The 25,100-nt window shown below is 64.8% G+C and carries 20 protein-coding genes and 1 tRNA gene; 7 read left to right on the top strand and 14 right to left on the bottom strand.

Translation table 11 applies throughout. The features are described 5' to 3' along the window. Positions 1-437: 437 nt before the first annotated feature. The 14 genes from GLR48_RS12545 to GLR48_RS12480 form a co-directional block, all read right to left on the bottom strand. A complete protein-coding gene (locus tag GLR48_RS12545) occupies positions 438-2,765 on the bottom strand; it encodes an ATP-binding protein (protein WP_237064536.1) in 2,328 nt (775 codons plus the stop codon). Positions 2,766-2,884: 119 nt separating this feature from the next. Next, positions 2,885-4,051, bottom strand: coding sequence for an RsmB/NOP family class I SAM-dependent RNA methyltransferase (locus GLR48_RS12540; protein WP_237061916.1), 1,167 nt, complete (start codon positions 4,049-4,051; stop codon positions 2,885-2,887). A gap of 242 nt (positions 4,052-4,293) precedes the next feature. After that, complete coding sequence (locus GLR48_RS12535; RefSeq protein ID WP_237061915.1) at positions 4,294-4,710, bottom strand: trypco2 family protein; 417 nt, start codon at positions 4,708-4,710, stop codon at positions 4,294-4,296. Between the two features lie 124 nt (positions 4,711-4,834). Further along, positions 4,835-4,909, bottom strand: a tRNA-Val gene (locus GLR48_RS12530). A 13-nt stretch (positions 4,910-4,922) separates the two neighbouring features. Beyond that, positions 4,923-5,363 (bottom strand): HU family DNA-binding protein, encoded by a 441-nt coding sequence (locus GLR48_RS12525; protein WP_237061914.1) that lies wholly within the window; start codon positions 5,361-5,363, stop codon positions 4,923-4,925. Between the two features lie 144 nt (positions 5,364-5,507). Further along, positions 5,508-7,922 carry an endopeptidase La gene (gene lon / locus GLR48_RS12520; RefSeq protein WP_237061907.1) on the bottom strand — a complete coding sequence of 805 codons (2,415 nt, stop codon included), beginning with the start codon at positions 7,920-7,922 and terminating at the stop codon, positions 5,508-5,510. Positions 7,923-8,224: 302 nt separating this feature from the next. Beyond that, positions 8,225-9,355: a tRNA guanosine(34) transglycosylase Tgt gene (gene tgt, locus GLR48_RS12515; RefSeq protein WP_237061905.1), complete on the bottom strand. Its 1,131-nt coding sequence runs from the start codon at positions 9,353-9,355 to the stop codon at positions 8,225-8,227. A gap of 198 nt (positions 9,356-9,553) precedes the next feature. Beyond that, positions 9,554-10,342: an FAD binding domain-containing protein gene (locus GLR48_RS12510; RefSeq protein ID WP_237061903.1), complete on the bottom strand. Its 789-nt coding sequence runs from the start codon at positions 10,340-10,342 to the stop codon at positions 9,554-9,556. A 102-nt stretch (positions 10,343-10,444) separates the two neighbouring features. After that, positions 10,445-12,808: a xanthine dehydrogenase family protein molybdopterin-binding subunit gene (locus tag GLR48_RS12505; RefSeq protein WP_237061901.1), complete on the bottom strand. Its 2,364-nt coding sequence runs from the start codon at positions 12,806-12,808 to the stop codon at positions 10,445-10,447. Between the two features lie 159 nt (positions 12,809-12,967). Continuing rightward, positions 12,968-13,450, bottom strand: coding sequence for a (2Fe-2S)-binding protein (locus GLR48_RS12500; protein WP_237061900.1), 483 nt, complete (start codon positions 13,448-13,450; stop codon positions 12,968-12,970). 108 nt (positions 13,451-13,558) lie between these two features. Next, positions 13,559-14,548 carry a molybdopterin-binding protein gene (locus tag GLR48_RS12495; RefSeq protein WP_237061898.1) on the bottom strand — a complete coding sequence of 330 codons (990 nt, stop codon included), beginning with the start codon at positions 14,546-14,548 and terminating at the stop codon, positions 13,559-13,561. Beyond that, positions 14,545-15,510: an XdhC family protein gene (locus tag GLR48_RS12490; protein WP_237061895.1), complete on the bottom strand. Its 966-nt coding sequence runs from the start codon at positions 15,508-15,510 to the stop codon at positions 14,545-14,547. Before GLR48_RS12490 ends, GLR48_RS12495 begins: the two co-directional genes overlap by 4 nt. A gap of 10 nt (positions 15,511-15,520) precedes the next feature. After that, the gene (locus tag GLR48_RS12485) at positions 15,521-16,837 is read right to left on the bottom strand and encodes a vWA domain-containing protein (protein ID WP_237061894.1); all 1,317 of its coding nucleotides are present in this window, start codon (positions 16,835-16,837) and stop codon (positions 15,521-15,523) included. An 85-nt stretch (positions 16,838-16,922) separates the two neighbouring features. Then, a complete protein-coding gene (locus GLR48_RS12480) occupies positions 16,923-17,825 on the bottom strand; it encodes an AAA family ATPase (RefSeq protein WP_237061893.1) in 903 nt (300 codons plus the stop codon). A gap of 219 nt (positions 17,826-18,044) precedes the next feature. Between GLR48_RS12480 and GLR48_RS12475 the strand changes: the two genes are divergently transcribed. The 7 genes from GLR48_RS12475 (at position 18,045) to GLR48_RS12445 (ending at position 25,041) form a co-directional block, all read left to right on the top strand. Further along, entirely contained in the window at positions 18,045-19,013 is a 969-nt protein-coding gene (locus GLR48_RS12475; RefSeq protein ID WP_237061890.1) for a hypothetical protein, read from the top strand. 46 nt (positions 19,014-19,059) lie between these two features. Beyond that, positions 19,060-20,109 (top strand): dihydroorotase, encoded by a 1,050-nt coding sequence (gene pyrC / locus GLR48_RS12470; protein ID WP_237061888.1) that lies wholly within the window; start codon positions 19,060-19,062, stop codon positions 20,107-20,109. 49 nt (positions 20,110-20,158) lie between these two features. After that, entirely contained in the window at positions 20,159-20,836 is a 678-nt protein-coding gene (locus GLR48_RS12465) for an orotate phosphoribosyltransferase (RefSeq protein ID WP_237061886.1), read from the top strand. A 198-nt stretch (positions 20,837-21,034) separates the two neighbouring features. Further along, positions 21,035-22,540, top strand: a complete 1,506-nt coding sequence (locus GLR48_RS12460) for a replicative DNA helicase (protein ID WP_237061884.1) — start codon at positions 21,035-21,037, stop codon at positions 22,538-22,540. Then, complete coding sequence (locus GLR48_RS12455; RefSeq protein WP_237061883.1) at positions 22,521-22,757, top strand: GNAT family N-acetyltransferase; 237 nt, start codon at positions 22,521-22,523, stop codon at positions 22,755-22,757. The genes GLR48_RS12460 and GLR48_RS12455 overlap by 20 nt, the downstream gene beginning before the upstream one ends. 233 nt (positions 22,758-22,990) lie before the next feature. Next, positions 22,991-24,268, top strand: a complete 1,278-nt coding sequence (locus GLR48_RS12450) for a hypothetical protein (protein ID WP_237061882.1) — start codon at positions 22,991-22,993, stop codon at positions 24,266-24,268. Then, entirely contained in the window at positions 24,265-25,041 is a 777-nt protein-coding gene (locus GLR48_RS12445) for a hypothetical protein (RefSeq protein ID WP_237061881.1), read from the top strand. The genes GLR48_RS12450 and GLR48_RS12445 overlap by 4 nt, the downstream gene beginning before the upstream one ends. The last annotated feature ends 59 nt before the right edge of the window (positions 25,042-25,100 follow it).

Raw genomic sequence — 25,100 nt, 5'->3', positions numbered from 1 at the left:
CGCATAAGGCCCTTCGCGGTCGACCAGCGGTTGTGGTCCAATCACTGCAAAGCAAAGCAACCCCATGAGTCGGAGCGGATCAGCGTCTAAAAAGCGCCAGATCCCGTCGCGGAAAAAGGGGCACCCCAAAATTCATCCATCAGGATTGCACCAGATATTCATCGACCCACGCGCTCCAGCGGTCGAGCCGTCGCCGGAAAAACGATGAGAAAAGGCATTTGGCTGTTAGCCATCCTGTGAGGCCACTCCTACCGCATTGTAGGTCTGCCAATGCAGGGTTTCAGACAAGCGCGATCCCTCGCAGGAACCCATTATCGCATTGATAACAATCCAAGCCGCTCAGGCATGAAGATTTATGTTTTCGTCCGTCGCCCGAAACGCATGCAGCCGCGCAACCGGCGACAAACGCCACAGGGCGATGTCCATGACACTGCACGTCATGCCAGTTGATCCTGAACGGTGTTCGTCAGCTCGTTGAGCGAAAATGGCTTTGGCAGGAAGACGGCGTTCGGAATACGTTCGTTCTCGTCCGCAAAGGCATCCTCCGAATAGCCCGATACGAAAACGACTTTTGTCGTCGGTCGGTCAGCCAAGGCTTCACGCACCCATGTCGGACCATCCTTGCCGGGCATGATCACATCCGTCACGAAGATATCTACGTGTAGGTCGGGATCCGCCAACAGGTCCAGGGCGCCCTCGGCACAATCCGCTTCCAAAACTGTGTAGCCACGCAGCCGCAACGCACGCGACGCAAAGGCGCGAACGGGCGCCTCGTCCTCGACGAGAAGGACGACACCGTCCCCCTGCCGGGCCAACGCTGCATGCGGCGGCGGCGCCAGCAGAGGCGAGTCCGTGACGGGCAGCGAATGGCTTGGAAAGAGAAGTTCGAATTCGGTGCCGATACCGACCTCGGAATTGGCGAAAATATAGCCGCCGGTCTGCTTGACGATCCCGTAGACCGTCGAAAGACCCAACCCGGTGCCTTCGCCAGGCCGTTTCGTGGTCCAGAATGGTTCGAAGATCTTGTGCAGCCGGTCAGCGGGAATGCCGCATCCTTCATCCACAACCCGGACCACAACATAGTCACCGGGCGGCACGGTGACCCGGTCGCGCTCCACCGGCTTTGACAGCAGCCTGTTTTCGGTCTTGATCACGATCTCTCCGCCTTGGGGCATGGCGTCGCGTGCGTTCACGACAAGGTTCATCATGACCTGTTCCAGTTGCCGTTTGTCCGCCTTGATCGCGGCCAGATCTGGATCGTGATCAAGCACCAGCGATACCTTTTCCCCCACCAGACGATTCAGCAGATGCGTCAGATCCGACAGCGTGTCGCGCAGGTCGATCCGTTCCGGCTGCAGGTTCTGCTTGCGGGAAAAGGCGAGCAGTTGACCGACGAGGCTGGCCGCACGATTGGCGTTCTGGTGAATCTGGATCAGATCGCCGTAATCATGATCGCCTTGATCATGCCGCAGCAGCAACAGGTCGCAATGGCCCGAGATGGCCGTCAGCAGATTGTTGAAATCATGCGCGACGCCACCGGCAAGCTGACCGATGGCCTGCATCTTCTGGCTTTGAACGAATTGCGCTTCCAACGTTTTCAATTCGGTGACGTCGTTCAGCACCGCAATCAGATGACGGCCTTCGGGTCCGTCAGCCGTGTTGAGAGTCACCTGGACAAAGATCTCCTGACGGTCCCCACGGCCCCGCAGGAATTGACTGACATGACCGCCGTGGCCGTTTAGCGCCTCGCGGACCCAGTCCGTGATGGGGCGCCCGAGACCGTCCAGCACATCCTGAACCCGACGGTCCTGCCCCTCCGCAAGGCCAAGAAGACTCCGCGCCTCGCGGTTCGATGCCGTGATCTGGCCGTCCTCGGCAATCTTGAGCAGGGGCACCGGCAGATCCTCGATCGCATTCCACCCCGCAGACAGCACCGGAGGGAGGGTCCGGACATCAGCGGTCGGGCCGGGTGGAAAGAGATAGATCTCGCGACGGCCCGCGGCCCCTTCGACAACGCCCAGCATGACATTTTCGATGCCGTCTACCGTCTGGATCTGCCGCGATTGTCCACTGACCAGCGGTTCCGGGCCAAAAATGCCGGAGAGCGATTTCGGCCGCGCCCCCAGCAGTTTACGAAACGCCTCGTTCAGATACAGAATCGCGTCCGTCGGGCCCGCCGTCAGCATCGGCAGGGTCAGCAGGTCCGCGGCACGCCCCGTAGACCGCGCTGCCTTGCCCAGATCGTCAAGGCGCCACAGTTGCTTGTCATCGCCCAAGTGCACGAGCGACATCCGAAACTGGCCCGACCGGGTGATGATGTCCTCGCGGGCGGCACCGGTGGCAGCAGCGCGGTTCTGCAAGCGAAACAGAACGGCTTCGGGATTGGCGAGGATGCGGCTGAAGGCCGAAGCCAGATGCCCGTCAGAGATATCACCGAAGCGTTCCAGCGCCACCTGATTGGCATAGATGATGTCGCCGTCGATATCGGTCAGATAAGCCACATCGGCATCATGCGACAGCAACGCGATGATCGCGTCCTGTGCGGGCATGGCAGAGCGACGCGCGCCTGCTGCCCCGCGCTTGTGTCCCTGCGCCACGCGGCGAAAGTGCCGCAGCCGCTGAACGAAGGCCAGCACCAATGTCGCGACCGCGGCTGCCGCAGCCACCGTTGCCACAACGTGACCCTGCGACAGCAATGCCATCAGCGCCAGACCCGCCGTCGCCGTCAACAGCACCCAAAAAAGCGTCGGATGACGCGCCGCCATGTTTGCTTCGCTGTCGTGCACGTTCCTGTTCACCCCGAACCAAACCCTGATCAGAGGGTGCAGCTTAGGTTGGGACAGGTCAACAAATGGTTAATGCGTGCCTGGCAACACCTGCCTATTCAGGTGCGACGCATGACGGACATCTGAAATCCGTCGTGATGTTCTGTCGGCTGCAGAGCCATGCGATCAATGCGTGTCCAGTCTGGATGCCGCTCCAGAAACGGTGCCACGATCCCCTCGTTCTCGGCGGTCAGGACCGAGCAGGTGGCATAGGCCATGACGCTTCCCGCCCGCGTCAACAGCGCTGCGCGGTCAAGAATTTCGGATTGTATGGCGTTGAGTTCGGTCAGCCTTTCCGGCGTCAGGCGCCACTTTGCGTCCGGTGTTCTGCGCCATGTGCCGCTGCCGGAACACGGCGCATCGCACAGGATAAGGTCGAAAGGTGCGGCCTTGCGGAGGGCCTCCGTCGCCAAGGGCGTGATCTGGACCTCTGCACGGGCCGCACGGGGGGCGATATCGGTCATGCGCCGCGGGTCGATGTCATGCGCCCAGACCGGCCCCCCCAAGCGGTCCGCCAGCGCGAGCGCCTTGCCGCCACCGCCTGCGCAGAAATCAAGGATCCGTTGCCCCGGCAGCAGCGGCAGCCGGGCGATGGCCATCTGCGATGAACTGTCCTGCACCTCGACCAGACCCTCGCGGTAGGCGGCACTGGCCGCAACCCGGCGGGGGTTGTCCAGCACCCGCAAGGCCGTGTCCACCAAAGGATGCGGCGCCGTTGGAACGGCATCGGCCAGAAGGCTGGCCTGGGCCGCGTCACGTGTGCCGCGCGACAGGTTGACCCGCAAAAACACCGGTGCCCGCTGGCGCTGCAACTGGGCCGCAGACATCGCCTCCTCGCCCAAGGCCTCCTGCCACAACGGCCACAACCAGTCCGGCAGGTCCGCAGCCCCTGCACCGGTTACGCTCTGCTGCTCCGCGGCCCGTTCATCTGCGGTCAGTGCGTCCGGCGCATGACCGCCGCTGCCAAAGACGCTGTCCGGATCGGGGCCATCACGCCGCAGCAAGCCAAGGATCAAGGCGCGCCCCGTCATGCCACCGCCAAGGGCCGCGAGCGACCGCCTGGCGCGCAGCACATCGTAGACATGATCGCGCAGGGCGGCCCGATCCCCAGACCCCGCAAAGCGGTGGGTCCGCGCCCACTGGGTCAGCGCCCGTTCCCCAGGCGTGCCCGCGATCACATCATCAAGGACCGTGATCGCCGCAGCCAATCTCGCAGCCGGGGTCACGGCAGGCACCCCGTCAGTGCGAGAGCTTGCAGCGCACAAACACCTGAAACAGCTAGGAACATGTGCGCTGTCAGACGCGACCTGTCGATCCTGGCCACAATTTTGAATTCAGGGTTGCTCATTGCAATCGTTCAACTTTTCAAGTTCGCCGCGTCAACGCGCAACAGTAGCACGCTGCCTAGACCGGTCGCGTCGTTACTAACTATAGACGACGCAGAGCACGACTGATGCCGTCAAACTATTCAGACCACAGGGTCAGAGTCGTTGTTACCACGTCGATTCCACTGACGATTGTGCTCTTTCCGATTTCGCTTTTCAGCATCTGTCGGACGCAGAGTCAGGGGGATTGAAAACTTGACGCGGCTGACCTCTTCATTGGAACGGCTGTGCTTTCCAGCACCACCAGCCTCGACCGATACTATTCTGACCTTTGCTCCAACGTCGCCGCCCGTCTCCGATGCTACTGTAACAGCAACATCAAAATCGATCTTTTGGATTGCACGATCCCTATGAGAAGAACTCCCCTCCTCATAGACACCACTGTCGCCATACACAGGTGGATTGATTAGGATACCTGCGTCTGCAAACTGGTCTTGCAAATCATTGGTGGCTTCGATGATCCCCGAGATCGTTTCCTTGATGAAATCTTTGAGGTCCACGAGTAACTCCTCTCGGTGTCAGCCATCCTACATTGAGATCAGAATTGTCCTACAGGATTAGGCTGAGTGTCTTACACGTGCCCTGACCGCCGCCTTTAAATGATCTCTATAAAGGATTTTGTGGTGGTGGGTGATAAGAGATTTGAACTCCTGACATCTTCGATGTGAACGAAGCGCTCTACCACTGAGCTAATCACCCTCTGGGCGGTGATTTAGCTGTCGTCGCCGTCCTCTGCAACCCCGGATTTCGCATTTCCGGCGCCAGAGGTACCCGCGCCGTCCTTCGTCGTCCGCAGTTTCAGCGTCATCACCTGCGCGCCCTCGCCAAGGTCATTGATCTTGACGGTCTTCAGCTTGCCGATCGGCGGCAGGACCAGTTCGCCGCCGGCGCTCATGATCGCGGCGATCTCGGCAAGGGTCGCCTCGATCGCGGGTTTTGCGTCCTTCTTCTTGACGCCAGAGCGCGCCACGACACGGTCGACGAAGTCGGCCTTCTTGACCGTCTCGCCAGCGGGCGCGTCAGAGTTGCCGCCAACAACACGCGGCGCAGGTGCTTTGGCCGGGGCCGACTGAGGTGCCGCCACCTTGGCCTTGGGGGCGGCCGGCGTCAGGCGGACGGTGCCGTCACCTGGTGTCGCGGGTTTGTCGGACATGAGGATTCCTTGCAGGATGGTTCTCCCCGCCGAACGGGGATTTCAATTGAGAAGAGTCGCAAGATATTGCGGCTGGATGATGTCAGACGCCGGAAAAAAAGGGGGCGCACCCTGCGGTGCACCCCCCTATCGTGCCGTGCCGGATCAGTGGACCCCGGCGCCACCCATGACACGGGCGCGTTGTTCGGCCAGTGTCGCGGCGGCGGCGGCTTCCTCGGCCGCCTCGTCCCATTCGATGGGATCGGGCTGCCGGATCAGCGCATGTTCCAGCACTTCAGAGACGTGGCTGACGGGAATGATTGTCAGGCCTGCCTTCACGTTGTCCGGGATATCCGCGAGGTCCTTCTCGTTCTCCTCGGGGATCAGCACTGTCTTGATCCCGCCGCGCAGGGCGGCGAGCAGTTTCTCTTTCAGCCCCCCGATCGGCATGGCGTTGCCGCGCAAGGAGACTTCGCCGGTCATGGCAATGTCCTTGCGGACCGGGATCTGCGTCAGAACCGAGACGATGGAGGTGACCATCGCGAGACCCGCAGAGGGTCCGTCCTTCGGCGTCGCCCCGTCGGGGACGTGGACGTGGATGTCGATCGTGTCGAATTTCGGCGGTTTTACACCGATCTTCGGGCTGATCGACCGCACGTAGCTGGACGCCGCGTCGATGGATTCCTTCATCACATCGCCCAGCTTGCCGGTCGTCTTCATCCGGCCCTTGCCCGGCAGACGCAGCGCCTCGATCGACAGGAGTTCCCCGCCGACGCTGGTCCACGCCAAGCCTGTCACGACACCGATCTGGTCGTCCTTTTCCGCCAACCCATAGCGGTGTTTGCGCACGCCAAGGAAGTCGTCGAGGTTATCCGCCGTCACCGTGACGTGGTCGTAGGTCTTCTTGGCGATCTGGGTCACCGCCTTGCGGGCGATCTTAGCCAGTTCGCGTTCAAAGTTCCGCACGCCGGCCTCGCGGGTGTAATACCGCGCGATGTCCGTCAGGGCACTGTCCTCGACCGCGAATTCCTTCTCCTTCAGACCATGGTTCTTCATGACCTTCGGCAGCAGGTGACCTCTCGCGATCTCGCGCTTCTCGTCCTCGGTGTAGCCGGACAGGCTGATGATCTCCATCCGGTCCAGCAGCGGCCCCGGCATGTTGTAAGAGTTCGCCGTGGTCAGGAACATCACGTTTGACAGATCGTATTCCACCTCGAGGTAGTGGTCGACGAAGCTTGCGTTCTGTTCCGGATCAAGCACCTCCAGCATCGCCGATGCGGGATCGCCACGGAAGTCCTGCCCCATCTTGTCGATCTCGTCGAGCAGGATGAGCGGGTTCGTGGTCTTCGCCTTCTTCAGCGCCTGAATGATCTTGCCCGGCATCGACCCGATATAGGTCCGGCGGTGACCGCGGATCTCGGATTCGTCACGCACACCACCAAGGGAGATGCGGATGAACTCGCGTCCCGTGGCTTTCGCCACCGACTTGCCAAGCGATGTCTTGCCGACGCCCGGCGGGCCGACGAGGCACATGATCGGACCCTTCAGCTTGGCCGACCGTTGCTGCACGGCCAGATACTCGACGATGCGCTCCTTGACTTTCTCCAGGCCAAAGTGGTCGTCGTCCAGCACCTTCTGCGCATGGGCAAGGTTCTTCTTGGTACGCGACTTGACGCCCCATGGCACAGCCAGGATCCAGTCAAGGTAGTTGCGCACAACCGTCGCCTCGGCGCTCATCGGGCTCATGTTCTTGAGCTTCTTGAGTTCCGCATCGACCTTCTCGCGGGCTTCCTTCGACAGCTTCGTGGCCTCGATCCGGGCTTCCAGCTCGGCGACCTCGTTCTGGCCGTCCTCACCGTCGCCCAGTTCCTTCTGGATCGCCTTCATCTGCTCGTTCAGATAGTATTCGCGCTGCGTGCGCTCCATCTGGGACTTCACGCGGGTCTTGATCTTCTTTTCGACCTGCAGCACGGACATCTCGCCCTGCATCAGGCCATAGACCTTCTCCAGCCGCTCGCTCACGCTCAGCGTTTCCAGCAGGCCCTGCTTTTCGGCGACCTCGATGCCAAGGTGACCGGCAACGAGGTCGGCAAGCTTCGCCGGTTCCGTCGTCTCGCTGACGGCGGACATGGCTTCTTCGGGGATGTTCTTCTTGATCTTGGCATAGCGCTCGAACTCGGCCGCGACCGTGCGCACCAGCGCCTCGATCTCGTCCTCGTTGCCGGGCATTTCGGTCAGATATTCGGCCGACGCCTCGAAAAAGCTGTCGTTCTCGATAAAATCCACGATCCGCACGCGGGCGCGGCCTTCGACCAGCACCTTCACGGTGCCGTCGGGCAATTTCAGCAGTTGCAGCACATTGGCCAGCACGCCGGCCTTGTAGATGCCACCCTGTGCGGGATCATCCTCGCCGGGGTCGATCTGGCTGGACAGCAGGATCTGCTTGTCGTCGCGCATGACTTCTTCCAACGCGCGGACCGATTTCTCGCGCCCCACGAACAGCGGCACGATCATGTGCGGAAAGACCACGATATCCCGCAGAGGCAGGACCGGGTAGGATGGGGCAAGTGGTTCTTGCATGCTCTGTTCCTTTGTTTGGCAAAACGCTCCGGCCCCTCAATCGGCGACCACGGGAACGTCTCCTCGTGTCACAATATCTGGGGGTGCTGAGAGCAGGTTTCAACCACGTTTATGCGTGTCTTCGGGCCACATTGCTCTGGTGTGGGGCCTATCGCAAGGCCTGGTGCGCCGGAACCGTTACAAAACGGTGACAATCCGTCATTTCACCCCTTCAAACCGCCCATTTCACGTCTTTCACCCGCAGATTCGGCACGTTTGCACCCTGTCAGCAAAATCCGAGCAGATGATGACCGCAAAGGGCGTCAGATTGGGTCGATGTCGCCCTGCGCCCGCGTGGCGTGGAAATCCGACTCCCATGCGGCAAAGCCGCCTTCGGCGATCGCGGCCCGCATTTCGCCCATGATCTGCTGGAAATAATGCAGATTGTGCCAGGTCAGCAGCATGCCGGAAATCATCTCCTGCGCGCGGAACACGTGGTGCAGGTAGGCGCGGGAATAGTTGCGGCAGGCGGGACAGGTGCAGGCCTCGTCCAGCGGCCGCGGGTCGTCAGCGTGGCGTGCATTCTTGATGTTCACCACACCGTGACGGGTGAACCCCTGCCCGGTCCGGCCGGACCGGCTGGGCAGCACGCAATCCATCATGTCGATTCCGCGCTTCACGGCGCCCACGATGTCGTCGGGCTTGCCCACGCCCATCAGATAGCGCGGCTTGTCACGGGGCAGCATGTCGGTGGCAAAGTCGAGGCAGCCGAACATCGCCCCCTGCCCCTCGCCCACCGCCAGACCGCCGACGGCATAGCCATCGAAGCCCACGTCAATCAGCGCCTTGGCCGATTCCTCGCGAAAGTCCTGCTCCAGCCCGCCCTGCTGGATCCCGAACAGCGCATGCCCCGGGCGATCGCCAAAGGCATCGCGGGACCGCTGCGCCCACCGCATCGACAGCCGCATCGACTCGGCGATGCGATCCCGGTCGGCAGGCAGGGCCGGGCATTCGTCGAAACACATCACGATATCGGACCCCAGCAACCGCTGGATCTCCATGCTCCTTTCCGGTGACAGCATGTGCTTGCTGCCATCGATATGCGATTTGAAGGTGACCCCCGCCTCGGTCAGCTTGCGCAGATCGGCAAGGCTCATCACCTGAAAGCCGCCCGAATCCGTCAGGATCGGCTTGTCCCAATTCATGAAGCGGTGCAGGCCACCCAGCTTCGCGATGCGTTCTGCGGTCGGACGCAGCATCAGGTGATAGGTATTGCCCAGCAGGATGTCAGCGCCCGTGGCGGCCACGCTTTCGGGCATCATCGCCTTGACCGTGGCGGCGGTGCCGACAGGCATGAACGCCGGCGTGCGGATATCTCCCCGCGGCGTATGCATGACGCCTGTCCGCGCCATGCCGTCGGTGGCAATCAGATCAAAGGAAAAGCGGGCAGTCATGGGCGTTGTCCTTGCAGGTTTGCTCCTTCTGCCCGCAGGCGCCGAAAATGAAAAGGCCCCGGGCAGGATCAGGCCAACGCGCCCGTCGGCTCCCCTTATGCGGGATCACCGGCCGGTGCGACAGGCGACGGCGAAGCACGGCTGTCTTCTCCCGCGCCACCGCCGCCCTGAGGTCCTTGTTCGGTCCCGCCGCTTTTGTCAGCCTGCGGCCATGACCGCGCGTTTGGTCATGACGTTGCAGAGGTGTGCGCGGTAGGGTTTGTCGCCGTGCAGGTCGGCGATCATGGTGTCGGGGTCCATCGCGATGCCGTCCAGGGCTGCGGGGTCGAAGCGGGCGCTCAGCGCCTCTTCGGCCTGCGTCCAGCGGAACACGCCGCCTTCGGACGCGCCGGTGATCGCCACCCGCACGCCGTCGCCAAACCGCGCCACGAAGACCGCCACCAGCGGGAACCGCGACGCGGGCTGGATGAACTTTTCGTAGGCCGCAGCCACGGGCACCGGGAACTTCACCTCCGTCACGATCTCGCCCTCCTCCAGCGCTGTCGCGAACATGCCCTGGAAATAATCGTCCGCCGCGATCTCGCGCGTGTTGGTCACGATCACCGCACCGGACCCCAGCGCCGCCGCCGGATAGCAGGCCGAGGGGTCGTTGTTCGCCGTGCTCCCGCCGATCGTGCCCCGGTTGCGCACCGCCGGATCACCGATCCGCGCCGCGAGTGCGGCCAGCGCCGGATAGCCCGCCGCCGCCTCGCGCGCCACCTGCGCATGGGTCGTGGCCCCGCCGATGCAGATGCGGCCCGCGTCGTCGGTGCAGACCCCCTTCAGCTCCGGAATGCTGTGCAGGCTGACCAGCCGCCCCGGGTCCGCCAGCCGCGCCTTCAGCGTCGGGATCAGCGTCTGCCCGCCCGACAGCGCCTGCCCGCCCGCACCAATCGCCGCCACCGCGTCGGCAAGCGTCGTGGGCCGTTCGATCTCAAATGCATACATGATGTTTTATCCTTGTCCTGTGACCAGACGCGCAGGGTCCCCCCTTCTTCTGGTCAGAAATACTTTGGGGTCCGGGGCAGCGCCCCGGAACACCCCCTCACCCTATTGCATCGCCGCCCAGACGCGGCTCGGCGTCAGCGGCATGTTGATATGCGCCACGGTTTTGCCGCCCCCCGAGTTGATCGCATCCAGCACCGCATTGACCAGGCTCGGCGGCGATCCGATCGCCCCCGCCTCGCCGCAGCCCTTCACGCCCAGCGGGTTGTGGGTGCAGGGCGTCTGGCAGGAATGGTCCACCGTGTAGAACGGCACATCCTCCGCCCGCGGCATCGCGTAGTCCATGTAGGACGCGCTCAAGAGCTGCCCGTCGCTGTCATAGACACAGCCTTCCAGCATCGCCTGACCGATGCCTTGTGCGATCCCGCCGTGCACCTGCCCCGACACGATCATCGGGTTGATGATGTTGCCGAAGTCATCCGCCGCCGAGAAGCGCTCGATCTTCACATGCCCCGTCTCCGGATCCAGCTCCACCTCGCAGGCATAGGCGCCAGAGGGATAGGTGAAGTTGGCCGGGTCGTAGAACGCCGTCTCCTCCAGCCCCGGCTCGATATCCGTCAGCGGATAGTTGTGCGGCACATAGGCCGCCAGCGTCACGTCGCCCCAGGCCACGGACTTGTCCGTGCCCGCCACGCTGAACCGCCCGTCCTTCAGCTCGATGTCGCCCTCAGAGGCTTCCATCAGGTGGGCCGCGATCTTCTTGGCCTTGTTGATCACCTTCTCGGCGGCCCGCACCATCGCGGACCCGCAGACGGCCAGCGACCGCGACCCGTAGGTGCCCATCCCGAAGGGGATCTTGGAGGTATCGCCGTGCACGATGTCGATCTGGTCCTCGGGGATGCCGATCATCTCCGAGATCACCTGCGGGAAGGACGTCTCGTGCCCCTGCCCGTGGCTGTGCGCGCCGACCATGACGCTGATGCTCCCCGTCGCGTTCACCCGCACCGTGGCCGCGTCATAAAGACCCGCCCGCGCGCCAAGCTGTCCCACCAGGTTGCTGGGGGCGATGCCGCAGGCCTCGATGTAGCAGTTCACGCCCAGACCGCGCAGCTTGCCCTTCGCCTCGCTCGCCTTGCGCCGCGCGTCGAACCCCGCAAAGTCCGCGATGTCGATCAGCTTGTCCATCGTCGCATGGTAGTCGCCGGTGTCGTATTCCACCGCCACGGGCGTCGCATAGGGGAACTGGGTGATGAAGTTCTGACGTCGCAGCGCGATCGGATCGACGCCCAGCTCGCGCGCCGCCATGTCGATCACCCGCTCCAGCTGGAACGTGGCTTCCGGGCGGCCGGCACCGCGATAGGCATCGACGGGCACGGTATTGGTGAACACCGCCTTCACGTTCACGTAGATATGCGGCGTCTTGTAGTTGCCCGCCATCAGCGTGCCGTGCAGCCAGGTCGGCGTGCAGGACGCGAAGGTCGACAGATACGCCCCCATGTTGGCATAGGTCTCGGTCCGGACCGCGACAAAGTTGTTGTCCTTGTCCAGCGCCAGCTCGATCTTGGTCACATGGTCGCGCCCGTGCGCGTCGGACATGAAGGCCTCGGACCGCGTGCTGGTCCACTTGACCGGCCGGTTCAGCGCCTTGGCCGCAAAGGTGCAGAAGGCTTCCTCCGCGTAGTGAAAGATCTTGGTCCCAAACCCGCCGCCCACGTCGGGGGCCACGACCCGCAGCTTGTGTTCCGGAATGCCCAGCACGAAGGCCCCCATCAAGAGCCGGATCACATGCGGGTTCTGGCTCGTGGTGTGCAGCGTGTGCATGTCGTCGGCGCGGTTGTACTCGCCCACGGCGACCCGCGGCTCCATCGGGTTGGCGACGAGGCGGTTGTTCACCAGCTCCAGCGTGGTGACATGCGCAGCGCCCTTGATCGCGTCGTCGACGGCCTGCCGGTTGTCTTCCACGAAGCCCCAGTCATAGCACAGGTTGCCGGTCAGATCGTCGTGCACCTTCGGCGCATCCGCCTTCACCGCCTCCTTCATGTCGATGACCGCCGGCAGCGTGTCGTAGTCCAGCACGATCGCCTCCGCCGCGTCGCGCGCCTGGGCCAGCGTGTCGGCCACCACCGCACAGATGGGCTCGCCCACGTGCCGGATCTTGCCCTGCGCCAGCACCGGGTGCCGCGGCTCCTGCATCGGCGCACCATGCCGGTCGGTGATCAGCCAGCCGCACGGCAGACCGCCCACCGCCTCGAAGTCGGCACCCGTAAAGATCCGGTGCACCCCCGGCATCGCCGCGGCCGCAGCCGTGTCCACACCGTTCAGCTTGGCATGCGCCACATCCGCGCGCAGGAAATGCACGTGCAGCTGGCCATAGATGTTGATGTCGTCCGTATAATTGCCGGTTCCGGTCAGGAACCGCACATCCTCGCGCCGCTTGCTGCTGGCACCGATTCCGCTGTCCTTGGGCATGATCTGGTCCTCTCCCTGCAGGTCGGACGCATGCGCCCCTCCCCCTGCTTCTTCTGGTTTGAAATACTTCGGGGGGAGGCGACGCCGGGGATCGTCATTGTTCGCCATTGGTTCAAGAACAATGGACGATGCCCCCCGGCCACCCTCACCCCCGCAAACTCACTCCGCCGCCAGCGCCGGCATCTCCTGCCCCGACGCCGCCATGATCGCCTTCACGATGTTATGGTAGCCCGTGCAGCGGCAGATGTTGCCCTCCAGGTGGTGCCGCACCTCCGCCTCGCTGGGCCTGGGGTTCTCCTTCAGCAGGCTTGCCGCCGCCATCACCATCCCCGGCGTGCAGAACCCGCACTGCAACCCGTGGTGATCCTGGAACGCCTGCTGGATCGCAGACAGCGTCCCGTCAGCCGCAGCCACCCCCTCGATCGTGGCCACCTCCGCCCCGTCCGCCTCCACCGCGAACATGCTGCAGGCCTTCACCTGCAACCCGTCCACATGCACCGTGCACGCCCCGCACTGCGACGTGTCGCACCCCACATGCGTCCCCGTCAGATGCAGATCCTGACGCAGGAAATCCACCAGCAACGTCCGGCCCTCAACATCGCCAGACACCGCACGCCCGTTCACTCTCATCGAAACTTTCATCGTCGTCCTCCTGCTCGACCCGCGTTGGTGCGATGTTAAACACGCGGCTCTGGGCCTGGGAAGACAAGAATCGTGCTGCACCTGCACGGATCGCCACGCCGCAGTGCGTCAATCCGCACTTTGCCGGGGGCGCGGGCGCGAGGGGATTTCCTTGAGCAGGCCGCCGACGCCCATGGCCGCGATCGTGGCCGGCGTGACGGTGAGGCCGCAGAGCAGGCGTTCCAGCACCCAATCCGCGCCATTCAGTGCGGGCGATCTGGCGCAGCCGGGCAGGCCGACCACCGGACGACCCTGCAAATCGCCCAAGAACAGCAGGTTGCCGGGATCGACCGGCATGCCGAAGTGCGTCACCGTGCCGCCGGCCAGACGCACCGCCGCGGGGGCCGTGTCGCGGATGTCAGACGTGGCGGAGCCGGTGAGGATGCACAACAGCGGCGCATCGGTCGATTTCAAAGCGTCCGCAATGGCTTGTGGCTCGTGCTTCACGCGGGTGCGGCCCGTGAAAGCCACGCCTAACCGGTCGAGGCGCAGGGCCAGGGATCGCATCCCCTTGTCGCCCAGATCGCGGCCAATGCGCGTCTCGATCAGCGCCACCCGGTCGATGACGGGCCGGTGCAGGGCCACGGCACCGCGGCCTGCCGCGACGGCCGCATCAAGGTCGCGGCCCGCGACCGCGTAGGCGATGATCTTGATCGTCGCCACCAGTCCGCCCGGTTCCATCCGGTGCAGGTCCGGCACGGTCGCGACCGTGATCATCGGGTGGGTCAGGTTGACCGCATGAAGCGCGCTAGCGTCCAGTGCGGCAAGGCCCGGCACATCTGCAATCACGTTGACGCGACCGGTTGCCGCGACGCTGAGCCGCAGGCCCGGCGCGTCACCGACCAGTGCGCGCGCAAGGCGGGTGGCGGCGGCATCCTCGTCCACGTCGCCGGGATCCAGCCGGGCCACGGTGACATGAGACAGCCCCGCGTCCGCCAGAGACGACAGGTCATGGGCGGTCAGCGCATGACCTTTCGCAAGCGTGCCGCCCGGCAACACCTCGCGGTGGGCGAGGATGGCGCCGAGCGCGTCGGCCAGCGGCACCGCACCGAACTTCATGCGGATTTTCGCAAGGTGGCGATGATCTGGGCCATGATGCTGACCGCGATCTCGGCCGGTGCGCGTCCGCCGACATCGAGGCCGACAGGCGCGTGGATGCGGGCGATATCGGCGTCGGTGAAGCCGGCTTCGGTCAGGCGCGACACACGCTTGGCATGGGTGCGGGTGGACCCCAGGCAGCCAAGGTAGAAGGCCTTTGACCGCAGCGTCTGCTGAATCGCCGGATCGTCAAGCTTGGGGTCATGGGTCAGGGTCACGACAGCGGTGCGGGTGTCGGGGGCTAGCTGCGCCATCGCCTCATCCGGCCAGTCTTCCAGAATCGTCTCGCCCGGAAAGCGTTCGGCAGAGCCGAAGGCGCCGCGCGGGTCGATCAGCACGGGATCGAAACCGCAGGCGCGGGCCATCGGCAGCAGCGCCTGCGCGATATGCACCGCGCCGACGACGATCATCCGCAGCGGCGGGTTGTGGATCGCGACGAAGGTATGGCCGTCCGCCTCGACCCCCGACCGGTCCAGCCGGAACCGGTCGGGATAATCGGCGGGATTCGCCAGCTTGCGGGCCTGCGCGTCCAGATCGATCACATAGGCGACCGGATCGCGCGCAGTAATCGCGGCGACAAGCTGTTCCAGCAGGTGTAGCGGCATGGCCCCGCCCACCGGTTCGACCAGCACCCGGATACGCCCGCCGCAGGCCAGGCCCACGGCAAAGGCCTCGTCGTCGCTGACGCCGTAGTCCAGCAGGCGGACAGCACCCGTCGGGATGGCGTCCAGCGCTTCCATGATGACGGCACCTTCGACGCAGCCGCCCGAGACGGAGCCTTCCATCCGGCCCTCATCGTCGATGACCAGCAGCGATCCGGTCCCGCGCGGGGCGGATCCCCAGGTTTCGATTACCGTAGCGACGGCCACGCGGCGGCCCGCGCGGTGCCAGTCAAGGGCAGTTTGCAAAAGATGATCGGTCATGGGGTGGCCTTCAGGTCTGGGTGTTGGTGGCGCGGGTGAACGCAAAGGGGCTGGGGTCGGGTTCCTGTGTCGCGTCGCGCAGCGCGGCCATCAGGCGCGATTTCTCGCCGCCGTCCTGAGGCCGGGACAGGGCCTCTGCCAGCCCGGCGAGGGACGCGATGTTGTGCCCGGCGCGAAAGCTGGTGACATGGGGCAGCATGGCGGCGATGCCGCGCGCCTTGGGGGCGAAGCCATCCCAGCGCAGCAGGGGATTGAGCCAGATCAACTGGCGCGCGGACAGCGCGAGGCGCTGCATTTCGCGCCCCAGATCCGCGGCGGGATCGCGGTCGAGGCCGTCGGTGATGAGCAGCACCACCGCCCCCTGCCCCATGACCCGGCGCGACCAGTCGCGGTTGAAATCGTGCAGGCAGGCGGCGATGCGGGTGCCGCCTTCCCAGTCCTGGGCCTCGGCCCCTGCCGCCTTCAGCGCCGCGTCGACGTCGCGGGTGCGCAGATGGCGCGTGATGTTCGTCAGCCGCGTGCCGAAGGTGAAGGCGTGGACCTGCGCCCAGTCCTGTCCTTGCGCATTGGCGACACCGTGGACGAAATGAAGCACGGCGCGGGAGTATTGCGACATGCTGCCCGAGATGTCGCAGAGCACCACAAGGTTCGGATAGCGGATGCGGCGACGCTTGGTGGCGAAGTCGATGATCTCGCCGCCCCGGCGCATCGCGGCGGCCTGCGTGCCGCGCCAGTCGGGCATGCGGCCCGGCAAGGCTTGCGTGCGGCGCGACCGCAAGGGCTTCACCGGCAGCGACATCTGCGCGAGGATGCGGCGGGCGGCGTGCATCTCCGACAGGCTCATCTGTTCGAAATCCAAAGTGCGCAGGCGTTCCTGCGCGCTGATCGTCTGGCTTGCGTCGATATCGAGGAGCATTTCGTCCTCTTTTGGCTCCTCCTGTTCCGGCGTGTCCCGCTCCTGCCCGTCCAGCAGCGCCTCTGCCGCGCGTTTTTCGGCGGCCTGAGCGGTGCGTTCTTCGGCCACGCCGCGCACCATCGGGGACATGAAGGACATCATCTGTTCGAGGTAGCGCGGATCGCGCCAGTAGAGGCGGAAGAGCTGCGCGAAGACGGTTGATTCCTCGCGCTTGGACACGAAGCAGGCGTGCAGGGTCCAGTAGAAGTCGCGGCGTTCGGTAAAGCCTGCGGCCTCGACCGCGCGGATCGCGTCGACCACGCGGCCCGGTCCGATCGGCAGGCCCGCACGGCGCAAGGCACGCGCGAAGTGCGCGATATTGTTGGCGAGCTTGGGATTGTCAGGAAGCGCGAGGTCAGCGAGCTCTACCATGACGCGCGTCGCAGGGGGGCTGTCTGCCCCCCGGGCTGCGCCCTCCCCCCGAGGATATTTGGAAAACAGAGAGGACGGGTGCGCGTCATGCGGGGATCGCGGCGCGGGCGTCTTCGAGGATCTGCTTGGCCTTGGAGCCTTCGATCTTTTGAATATCGTCCTGGTATTTCAGGATTGCGCCCAGCGTATCGGCGATGACGGCGGGCGACAGGTCGATGACGTCGAGGGCGAGCAGGCATTTCGCCCAGTCAATGGTTTCGGCAACACCCGGCTTCTTGAACAGATCCTCGGTGCGCAGGCGCTGGACGAAAGCGACGACCTCGCGGCTGAGGGTCTCGGCCGCTTCCGGCGCGCGGGCGTGCAGGATGTCGAGTTCGCGGTCGAAGTCGGGATAGTCGACCCAGTGGTAGAGGCAGCGGCGTTTGAGGGCGTCGTGGACTTCGCGGGTGCGGTTCGAGGTCAGGATCACGATGGGCGGCGTAGGCGCCTTGATCGTGCCAAGTTCGGGGATGGTCACCTGAAAGTCCGACAGCGCTTCGAGCAGGAAAGCCTCGAACGGGGCGTCGGTGCGGTCAAGTTCGTCGATCAGCAGGACCGGCGCGCCGCCGGGTTGCGGGCGCATGGCCTGCAGCAGCGGGCGTTCGATCAGATATTCTTCGGTGAAGAGTTCGGATTTCAGCGCCTTGCGGTCGGTGCCGCCCGTGGCCTCTGCCGTGCGGATCGCGATCATCTGTTCGGCGAAGTTCCATTCGTAGACGGCAGAGGCGCTGTCGAGCCCTTCGTAGCACTGCAGGCGAATGAGGCGGCGACCGAGTGCTGCCGACAGCGCCTTGGCGATTTCGGTCTTGCCGGTGCCCGCTTCGCCTTCGAGGAACAGGGGGCGACCGAGCTTGAGCGCCAGAAAGACCACCGTGGCCAACGGGCGCGGGCAAATGTAGTTTTCCGCCGCCAGTGCCGTCTGCACGGCGTCGATGCTGTCGAATGTCATGGCTTTGTCCCCCCGGTCGCACTGGCGTTCAACCTGCACTGCCCAGCCGCGGCGTCAAGGCGGACGTTGTCTGTCCGGCCCGAAGGTCATAGCCTTGCGCAGGACCGGCCCGGGGGTGGGGCCGCAAAAGAAACCCGCCCCCTGCCCAATTCTGCCGCATTGGTCCCGCACCTTTGAGGCCAGACGTGGGTCAGGCCGCGCCACGACAGGAGAGCCGAAATGACGGACCATGCGTTGCACTTCACGACCGAGCTGAAAGGGCTGGAACCCGATGAGTGGCTGGCGGCCCTGGAAGTGCTGGTCGAGGAGCACGGATCATTCACGCCGCTGGGCCGCGATCACATGGCGACGTTTCTAGATGCGGGACCCAAGCTGCTGGTCACCTTCGAGAACGCGGTCGAGGTCCGGGGCCTGCCGGACGCCGCCCCCCGCGGCTTTGCCTTTGCCCGGCGCGAGGGGTGGTCGCATCTGGCCATCATCGGCAAGGCCGAAAGCTGGTTCCGCGATCCCGCGATCTATCGCCATTTCGACCGGCTGATCGACGACGGCTTTTTCGAGGATTTCGAGAGCGTGCTGTTCTATGGCACCGGGGCCGGCGGATACGCCGCTGCGGCCTATAGCGTCGCGGCCCCCGGCGCGCGGGTGCTGGCCCTGCGGCCGCAGGCGACGCTGGACCCCTCCGTCACCGGCTGGGACACCCGCTACATGAGCCAGCGGCGGCTGAACTTCACCAACCGCTATGCCTATGCGCCGGACATGATCGATGCGGCAAGTCAGGTCTGGATCGTCTATTCGCCGCAGCAGCGGCTGGATGCGATGCACGCCAGCCTCTTCACCCGGTCCAATGTCCAGATGCTGCGAATCAGCGGGATCGGCGGGCGGCTGAACATCACGTTCGACAGCCTCGGCGCGCTCGACCCGCTGCTGCGTCACGCCATGGCGGGCGATCTGACACCCCAACGGTTCATCAACGCCCTGTCAGCCCGCAAGACCTTCGGCGCCTATCTCAAGGGTCTGGTGCGGCGCGCCCGCGACCGCGGCCATGACGCACTGGCCGCACTGGCCTGCCGTGCGGTGCTGAAGCGCGGTCGTGACACCTATTTCGAGACACAGCTGCGGGAATTGGGATACGCCGTGCCGCAGTCTGACGCCCCGGACGACGACATGCAGGATGCCGCCCGCGCCTGAGGCGGTGTCACTGGTCAGCGCGCCGGATCGCGTGTAATGGATCTGCATGACTGACCAAAAGATCACAGAACTGACCCTGCGCCGCCCCGACGACTGGCACCTGCATCTGCGCGATGGCGCGATGTTGCAGGCCGTGTTGCCGGAAACCGCCCGCCATTTCGCGCGCGCCATTGTGATGCCCAACCTCGTGCCGCCCGTCGTGACCGGCGCGCAGGCCGAGGCCTACCGTGCGCGCATCATGGCGGCCCTGCCCGCGGGGGCGGATTTCACGCCGCTGATGACGCTTTATCTGACCGAGGACACCGATCCTGACGATGTCGCCGCGGCACACGCGGCGGGCCTCATCACGGCGGTCAAGCTTTATCCCGCAGGGGCCACGACTAATTCCGCCAGCGGCGTGCGCGATTTTGACCGCGTGCGCCCGGTGCTGGACCGCATGGCCGAAATCGGCCTGCCGCTCTGCGTGCACGGCGAAGTGACGGACGGCAGCGTCGATATCTTCGACCGCGAGGCGGTGTTCATCGACAAGATGCTCAAACCGATGCGCAAGAAGAACCCCGATCTGCGTATCGTGATGGAGCATGTGACCACGCAGGATGCTGTCGACTACGTGCGTGACACGGCCAAAAATCTGGCCGCGACCATCACCACGCATCACCTGATCATCAACCGCAACCACATTCTGGCTGGCGGCATCAAACCGCATTTCTATTGCCTGCCCGTCGCCAAGCGCGAGGCGCACCGCATCGCCCTTGTGCAGGCGGCCGTGTCCGGCGACAAGCGCTTCTTTCTCGGCACCGATTCGGCGCCCCATACGGATGCGGGCAAATTGCAGGCCTGCGGCTGCGCCGGCATCTTTACCGCGACCAACACGATGTCCTGTCTGGCAGAGGTCTTCGAGGCTGCGGGCAGCCTGCGTCAGCTGGAAGCCTTCACATCGCTGAACGGCCCTGCCTTCTACCGGATGAAGCCGAACGAAGGCACGATCACCCTGACAAAGGGCGATCCCGTCACCTATCCGGCGCAGATCGACACGGGCGACGGTCCGGTGACGGTTTTTGACCCCGGGTTCCCGCTGCACTGGCGCGTGTCCTGACGCTTTTTCCACGAAACATCCCTGCCCTCCCGCACGAAAGGTTTTCCAGATGATCCCCACCGGCTTTCCCGCCAAGGATGAAATCGCCCGCCTGACCGCCGGGATGCTGCTGGAAATCGGGGCCGTCGATTTCAACACCACGACGCCCTTCACCCATGCCTCGGGCAAGCAGGCGCCGACCTATGTGGACTGCCGCAAGCTGATCTCCTACCCGCGCATCCGGGCCACCCTGATGGATTTTCTGACCGTGACGATCATGCGCGAAGTTGGCTTCGAAGCCTTTGACAACGTCGCCGGTGGCGAGACGGCCGGCATCCCCTTTGCCGCCCTCGTGGCCGAGCGCATGGCGCTGCCGATGACCTACGTGCGCAAGAAGCCCAAGGGCTACGGTCGCAACGCCCGCATCGAGGGTGTCATGACCGAAGGCCAGCGCGTGTTGCTGGTCGAGGATCTGACGACCGACGGCGGGTCCAAGCTGTCCTTCGTCGATGCGATTCGCGATACGGGGGCCAGTTGCGCCGCCACGGCCGTGATCTTCTTCTACGGCATCTTCGAGGGTGTGGAAGAACGGCTGTCGGACCACGGCGTGCAGCTGCTGCACCTGTGCACCTGGTGGGATGTGCTGGAGGTGGCCCGGTCGCGTCAGTCCTTTGACAGCGCCACGCTGGATGCGGTCGAAGCCTACCTGCGTAACCCCAAGGGCTGGACACCGGGCGTGATGGTCTGACGACAGTCCGGCCAAATTCCGCCGGGTCATAGAATACCAGATCTGGACGCCGGCGGTAGCGATCTGGCCCATCTTGTGCTAGATGTGCGCAGGGCGACCTATCCACAGAAATATACAATTTGGGTCCGCGCCACCGCTGGTTTATGACCGGTGCAAACCACGCGCACAGTGGCAACCGACCGAGGGGACAGGCATCCGATGAATGAAATCAGCATTTTCAACGCGACCGGCACAGCCGAGGCGAGCGTCGACACGATGCCGCATTCGATCGAGGCGGAACAACAGTTGCTGGGCGCGATCCTGACCAACAACGACATCTTCGACCGCATCGCGAGCGTCGTCGGCCCCCAGCATTTCTACGATCCCGTCCACGCCCGCATCTTCGACTGCGCCGCGGCGCGCCTGTCCAAGAATGCGCTGGCCAGTCCCGTCACGCTGAAATCCTACATGGAGGATGACGAGGGCCTGCAGGAACTTGGCGGCGGTGCCTACCTCGTGCGGCTTGCGGCCTCTGCCACCTCGGCCTTTGCCGCGCGGGACTACGCGCAGATGATCTACGACCTCGCGATCCGGCGTCAGCTGATTCAGGTGGGGCAAACCATTTCGTCCAAGGCGTCCAAGGTCGATGTGGCGTCTGAGCCCAAGGATCAGATCGTCGAGGCGGAACAGGCGCTTTACGCGCTGGCCGAAAGCGGCACCTCGGAAAGCGGCTTTCAATCCTTCCTGCGGGCCGTGACCGACGCGGTGAACGTGGCCAACGCTGCGTACCAGCGCGACGGGGGGCTGGCCGGCGTGTCAACCGGTCTTGTCGATCTGGATAAAAAGCTGGGCGGGTTGCACAAGTCCGACCTTCTAATTCTTGCGGGCCGCCCGTCCATGGGCAAGACCTCGCTGGCGACCAACATCGCCTACAACATCGCCAAGGCCTACAAGAAGGGCACCTTGCATGACGGCACCGAAGGGGCGGTCAACGGCGGCGTCGTGGGCTTCTACTCGCTCGAAATGTCCGCCGAACAGCTCGCCGCCCGGATCCTGTCGGAAGCCGCCGAGGTGCCATCCGAACAGATCCGCCGCGGCGACATGACAGAGGTGGAGTTCCGCCGTTTCGTGGACGCCGCCAAGCAGCTCGAATCCTGCCCGCTCTTCATCGACGACACCCCCGCCCTGCCTATTTCCCAGCTTGCCGCACGGGCGCGCCGGTTGAAACGGACCCATGGCCTCGACGTGCTGGTGGTGGACTACCTGCAACTGGTCCGCGGCACCGGACGCAGTGAAAACCGCGTGAATGAAATCTCCGAAATCACGATGGGCCTCAAGGCCATCGCCAAGGAGTTGATGATCCCGGTCATCGCGCTGTCGCAGCTGTCCCGTCAGGTCGAAAACCGCGAGGACAAGCGCCCACAACTGTCCGACCTGCGCGAATCCGGCTCGATCGAGCAGGACGCCGACGTCGTGATGTTCGTGTTCCGCGAGGAATACTACAAGGAACGCGAAAAACCGGGTGATCACGAGATGGACAAGATCGCCATCTGGCAGGAGGAAATGGAGCGCCTGCGCGGCAAGGCCGAGGTCGTCATCGGCAAGCAGCGCCATGGCCCCATCGGCACGGTGGAACTGTCGTTCGAAGGCCGCTTTACCCGCTTCGGCAACCTCGTGAAGCCCTGGCAGCAGGACGGCGGCCCCGGTGGCGACGTCGGATTTTGACGCCCGCCCGGTGGCGCCTGCAAACATCGCGGACCTCGTCCGGATGTCCGACGCCCTGATGCTGCCCACCGCGCACGACCGGCGCGGCCTTGATCTACACCACATCTATGTCGCGCCGGACTGGCGCGGCCGCGGCGTCAGGCGCCCCATGATCCCGCCGGTCGAAGACCACGCCAAGTCGCTTGGTTGCACTTACGTCACCATCGGAACCGACTAGGGCAACACCGGTGCACAGGCCGCCTCTCAGGCCATGGGCACCACCCGCCGCCACCCCGGTCCCCGCTAGGCGAAACGTCTGACCTGACGCCCCCCTTCTTCTGGTTGAAAATACTTTGCGGAGGTGTGGAGGTGCAAAACCTCCACGCGGGCCGGAACGGCCAGCCCACGGCCCTGTCATTTGCAACCGTCGCTTGGCCCCCTATCTTGAGATGAACAGCCGAAAGGGCCCCCATGACCGACGAGTCCCGCCTGTCCCGCACCGAGGCCCGCAACATTCGCAACGCCCGCGATCTGGAATCCCACGTCGTCTGGCTCGAAAGCATCACCGGCACCGCCCTCGGCGTATTGGCGGTGGCCTCGGGCATCTACACCTACCTCGGCGTGTCCTCGCTGCTCGATGACAACGGCGCGCTGTCGGTCTTCGCGGCTCTGGCCTATTCCGTCGCCGTCTCGGTCGGGATCTACGTCTTCTGGTCCTACATGATGCGCCTGCTGCCGGCGGTTCACACCGCCACCGCCCGCATCGGCCTCGGGCTGTCGATGGTTCTGGGCAGCCTTGCGATCATCGCAATGTCGTCATGGCTGAACGCCGCCGCCCTCGCGGGCGCCGCGGCCGTCGAACAGCACCTGGCCGAAACGGTGCAGCAATACCAGACAGCACTGGAGCGGGCCGACGAGATCACCCAGTCTGCGCAAAGCCTCTCCCGCGACGTGGCCCGCGTGCGCCAGTCCTTCGACGACCTGAGCGAGCAGGAGGCGACCGGCCAGCTGTCGGGCTTCGCCGGACAAGGCGCCGTCTTCCGCCTGCTGCGCCAGAAATCCGACGAACTGGCAGCACTCGAAGCACAGATCACCGCACAGCAGCCCCTCGTCGAACAGGCCTTTGCTGAAGGCAACGCGATCCTGTCGCGCATGCGCGCCCTCACGGTCGATCAAGGCCCGGTCGAGGCCCGCTCCGTCCCCTTCAGCGAGGAAGCCGTCCGCCTCGCCAATGTCATCACCCAGTTGCGCCAACTCTCCGTGGCGCCGCTGGTGAACCGCGCCGCGACCGATCTGGCGGATGCGGTGGTGCTCCCCAGCCTCGACGGGTCGAACAGCGACACCCGCGCGGGCCAGCAGGCGACCATCGATTCGGTTCTGGGCGTGCTGCAGCAGCGCGCCACCACCCTGCAGGCCGCGGCACAGGACGTGCTGGCGATGACGCCCCCCGCCGACATCAGCTACACCCCGATCAGCGCCGCCGACGCGGTGATCCTCTATGCCGGCAACTTCATCCCCAGCTGGGCCGGCGCCATCGCCATCGACCTGCTGCCCGCCGTACTGGTGCTGATTCTTGCCGTGACCCAAGCCGCGATCCGCGCGGGCCGCGACGGCACGGCGGCCGAGGATTCGATGACCCTGTCGGAACTGCGCGCCGCGATCAACGCGATGCGCGACATGGAAACCTCCCTCGACCGGACCGAGGGCACCGTGACACGCCTCGACCGCCAGAAGACCCCCGCCGAATGATGGCAAGGCCCGCCCGCTGGTCTGCTGGCCGGATGCTGCGCTGGATCTTCGGCCTGCAACTGGTCTTTGCCGCCGTCCTGCTGGGGTCCGACATCGCCCGCGTCCTGCCGCAGATCGCGATGCCCTCCAGCGCGCCAGCGATCACGCAGCCGCCCGGTCCCGGCGACCAGACCCGCCGCTACGATCCCCGGCAGATCGACCCGCGCCCCGCCCGCCCCGGCTCGCGCCCGATCCCCACGACGACCGACATGCCGTCGCGCCTCGACTTCGTCGATACCGTCTGGAACGGAGAGCCGACGATCACCCTGACCGGTCAGATCGCCCCCGGCGACGCCGACCGCCTGACCGACTTCCTGACCACCGTGGACCCCACCCCCACGCAGGCCTTCCTCAACTCCCCCGGCGGCTCGGTGCAGGACGCGTTGGCCATGGGCCGCACCCTGCGCGCCCTCGGCCTCGCCACCCGCATGACCGCCACCGACATCTGTCTCTCCGCCTGCCCCTACCTGCTGGCCGCAGGCACCATCCGCACGGTCGAGGATGGCGCCCTCGTCGGCGTCCACCAGCACTATTTTGGCGAAAACACCGCCCTGCCAGCCTTCATGGCGGTCGAGGATATCCAGCGCGGCCAGGGCGAGGTCATGGGCTACCTCGCCGATATGGACATCGACCCGCTGATCATGCGCCACGCCCTCGTCACCCCGCCGGACGAGATCTACCTGCTGACCCCGGACGAGATGCAGAGCTACCGCCTGACGACCGCATCCGACTGACGTCCTCGCTTTTTCGCAAATACTCCCGCCGGAGGCTGGCCTTGCACCGCAAGGCCATA

Source organism: Loktanella sp. M215 (genome assembly GCF_021735925.1).
Taxonomy (GTDB): Bacteria; Pseudomonadota; Alphaproteobacteria; order Rhodobacterales; family Rhodobacteraceae; genus Loktanella.
The sequence above is the reverse complement of the archived record's forward strand: the minus strand, read 5'-3'. Positions and strand labels throughout refer to the sequence as shown.

Excerpts from the sequence above, each read along its gene's own strand:
- GLR48_RS12485 (WP_237061894.1), bottom strand. The coding sequence starts at position 16,837 with ATGGTAGAGCTCGCTGACCTCGCGCTTCCTGACAATCCCAAGCTCGCC.
- GLR48_RS12450 (WP_237061882.1), top strand. The coding sequence starts at position 22,991 with ATGACCGACGAGTCCCGCCTGTCCCGCACCGAGGCCCGCAACATTCGC.
- GLR48_RS12545 (WP_237064536.1), bottom strand. The coding sequence starts at position 2,765 with ATGGCGGCGCGTCATCCGACGCTTTTTTGGGTGCTGTTGACGGCGACG.
- GLR48_RS12510 (WP_237061903.1), bottom strand. The coding sequence starts at position 10,342 with ATGTATGCATTTGAGATCGAACGGCCCACGACGCTTGCCGACGCGGTG.
- pyrC (WP_237061888.1), top strand. The coding sequence starts at position 19,060 with ATGACTGACCAAAAGATCACAGAACTGACCCTGCGCCGCCCCGACGAC.
- GLR48_RS12495 (WP_237061898.1), bottom strand. The coding sequence starts at position 14,548 with ATGAAGTTCGGTGCGGTGCCGCTGGCCGACGCGCTCGGCGCCATCCTC.
- lon (WP_237061907.1), bottom strand. The coding sequence starts at position 7,922 with ATGCAAGAACCACTTGCCCCATCCTACCCGGTCCTGCCTCTGCGGGAT.
- GLR48_RS12525 (WP_237061914.1), bottom strand. The coding sequence starts at position 5,363 with ATGTCCGACAAACCCGCGACACCAGGTGACGGCACCGTCCGCCTGACG.
- GLR48_RS12445 (WP_237061881.1), top strand. The coding sequence starts at position 24,265 with ATGATGGCAAGGCCCGCCCGCTGGTCTGCTGGCCGGATGCTGCGCTGG.
- GLR48_RS12475 (WP_237061890.1), top strand. The coding sequence starts at position 18,045 with ATGACGGACCATGCGTTGCACTTCACGACCGAGCTGAAAGGGCTGGAA.
- GLR48_RS12460 (WP_237061884.1), top strand. The coding sequence starts at position 21,035 with ATGAATGAAATCAGCATTTTCAACGCGACCGGCACAGCCGAGGCGAGC.
- GLR48_RS12465 (WP_237061886.1), top strand. The coding sequence starts at position 20,159 with ATGATCCCCACCGGCTTTCCCGCCAAGGATGAAATCGCCCGCCTGACC.
- GLR48_RS12490 (WP_237061895.1), bottom strand. The coding sequence starts at position 15,510 with ATGACCGATCATCTTTTGCAAACTGCCCTTGACTGGCACCGCGCGGGC.
- GLR48_RS12500 (WP_237061900.1), bottom strand. The coding sequence starts at position 13,450 with ATGAAAGTTTCGATGAGAGTGAACGGGCGTGCGGTGTCTGGCGATGTT.
- GLR48_RS12480 (WP_237061893.1), bottom strand. The coding sequence starts at position 17,825 with ATGACATTCGACAGCATCGACGCCGTGCAGACGGCACTGGCGGCGGAA.
- tgt (WP_237061905.1), bottom strand. The coding sequence starts at position 9,355 with ATGACTGCCCGCTTTTCCTTTGATCTGATTGCCACCGACGGCATGGCG.
- GLR48_RS12505 (WP_237061901.1), bottom strand. The coding sequence starts at position 12,808 with ATGCCCAAGGACAGCGGAATCGGTGCCAGCAGCAAGCGGCGCGAGGAT.